The sequence below is a fragment of the Micromonospora foliorum genome, from assembly GCF_022229015.1.
GTDB lineage: Bacteria > Actinomycetota > Actinomycetes > Mycobacteriales > Micromonosporaceae > Micromonospora > Micromonospora foliorum.
This window is the reverse complement of record NZ_JAKKFF010000480.1, coordinates 1-1,723: the sequence shown is the minus strand read 5'-3', so window position 1 is coordinate 1,723 and position 1,723 is coordinate 1. Positions and strand designations below refer to the sequence as shown.

The following is a 1,723-nucleotide window of genomic DNA, read 5'->3' as shown; positions in this document are numbered from 1 at the left end:
AACGCGTCCCACATGAACCAGAACCGGGTCTGACCCGGTGTACCGAAGAGGTACAGGATCAGGTCCTGGGCCATGGTGATCCGGCCGAAGTCCATGGCGACCGTGGTGGTCTCCTTGCCCGGCACCTTGGACGGATCGTCGATGCCGACACCCGCCGCGGTCATCAACGCCTCGGTGGTCAGCGGTGTGATCTCGGAGATCGCCCCGACCAGTGTCGTCTTACCGACGCCGAAGCCGCCCGCGACGACGATCTTCGCGGAGACGATTCCCCGGCCCGGCCGCCCCCCTGCGGGGTCATAGCCTGCGAAGTCCACTTAGCACCCTTCCAAGCAGTTCCATCCGCTCCTCGAACCCCTCGGCGGGAGCAGCAGTGTGTAACGTCAGCAGGCTCTCGGCCACCATGTCGGCGACCAACACCCGGGCGACGCCCAGCGGCATCCGGGTATATGCGGCGATCTCCGCCAGTGATTGCGCTCGGCCCTCACAGACCGTGGCGATGCGGTGCTTGTCGTGCCCGGCGAAGCGGGACTCGGCGACCTGGGTGAGAGAGGCGGTGAGGACGGCCTCGAGGGCGATGTCCTGCCGGGGCTCGGTACGACCACGGGTGACCGCGTACGGACGCACCAGCGCGCCACGCGGGTCAACGCGTCGTTGGTCCATCCCCGATCACCTCCTCGTCCCCTGCGGAGCCGGACTGTGCCGCCTCTCGTCCCTGGTCCGGCGCTCGGATGAGCGCCGCCTTCCGGTGCTAAGAACGCACCGCGTCGCGCGGCAGCGGCACCAGCGCGGCACCCACCCGCTCGACCAGCAGCGCCATCTCGTAGCCCACCTGGCCCACGTCGCAGCTGCGCGCGGCCAGCACGGCCATCGAAGAACCGTCGCTGATCGACATCAGGAAGAGGTACCCGCTGTCCATCTCGATGACTGTCTGCAACACCCCGCCCGCGCTGAACATCCGGGCCGCGCCCTCGGTCAGGCTCACCACCCCGGAGGTGATCGCGGCGAGCTGGTCCGCCCGGTCCCCCGGCAGATCCCGGGAGGACGCGAGCAGCAGCCCGTCGGCGGACACCGCCACCACGTGGGCGATGCCCGCCACGCTGTCGGCGAAGTTGGTGAGCAGCCAACCCATGTCCTGCATGGCAGCTGGCCTGTTCATCGGCTCTCCTTGGTCGAGGTGCTGTTCAGGTCCGTTCCGGCCGTCCGACCGCGCTGCACACCGCGGTGGTAGGCCGACAGCAGACCACGTACTTCATCCGGGGTCCGCCGGCTGCGGTCCCGGCCGCTCTTCGGTTCGATGCCACCCGGCACGAGCTGTTGCTGCGGCACCCGCTTGGGCAACCCGGAGCGGGTGGTGCCGGCAGGGGCCGGCTCGGCAGCCCGGCTGGCCCGGGACCAGCCCTCGTCCGCCGCCGTACGCCAAGCCCCCGGGTCGGGGGCGGGCGCGGCCGGAGCCGTCCGGGCGGCCGGGGGCGGTTTGTACGACGGTGGTGCCGACGGCCGTGCTCCGAACCCGTCCATGGTGGTGCCGAGACCTCCGGCGCCCGGCGTGGCCGTGCCGTCGGAGGTGAGATCGGAAGAGACCACGTATGAAATCCAGTAACGTGGCCGGATCTCGTATGCCGACTTCGGCTTGAAAAGAAAACAAGGGGAAAATGACGGGAGAACAAGTATCGCAGAGGTGGCGGACGTGCGAAAGCGTCAGAACAGCGAGCACGGATGGGGG

The 1,723-nt window shown here is 69.2% G+C and carries 3 protein-coding genes and 1 pseudogene; all 4 read right to left on the bottom strand.

Features of this window, described 5'->3' with window-relative positions; translation table 11 throughout:
- On the bottom strand, positions 1–314 hold a 314-nt coding region (locus tag PSH25_RS28480; protein WP_238661971.1), incomplete at its 3' end, for a GTP-binding protein.
- A complete protein-coding gene (locus PSH25_RS28475) occupies positions 295–660 on the bottom strand; it encodes a DUF742 domain-containing protein (RefSeq protein ID WP_088950207.1) in 366 nt (121 codons plus the stop codon). The genes PSH25_RS28475 and PSH25_RS28480, both read right to left, overlap by 20 nt.
- A gap of 88 nt (positions 661–748) precedes the next feature.
- On the bottom strand, positions 749–1,156 hold the full coding sequence (locus PSH25_RS28470) for a roadblock/LC7 domain-containing protein (RefSeq protein WP_007465177.1): 408 nt from the start codon (positions 1,154–1,156) through the stop codon (positions 749–751).
- A pseudogene (locus PSH25_RS34240) lies at positions 1,153–1,601 on the bottom strand (ATPase); the annotation flags it as partial. The pseudogene PSH25_RS34240 and the gene PSH25_RS28470, both read right to left, overlap by 4 nt.
- Between the last annotated feature and the right edge of the window lie 122 nt (positions 1,602–1,723).

Coding starts and splice junctions, on each gene's coding strand:
- PSH25_RS28475 (WP_088950207.1), bottom strand. CDS start 660: ATGGACCAACGACGCGTTGACCCGCGTGGCGCGCTGGTGCGTCCGTAC.
- PSH25_RS28470 (WP_007465177.1), bottom strand. CDS start 1,156: ATGAACAGGCCAGCTGCCATGCAGGACATGGGTTGGCTGCTCACCAAC.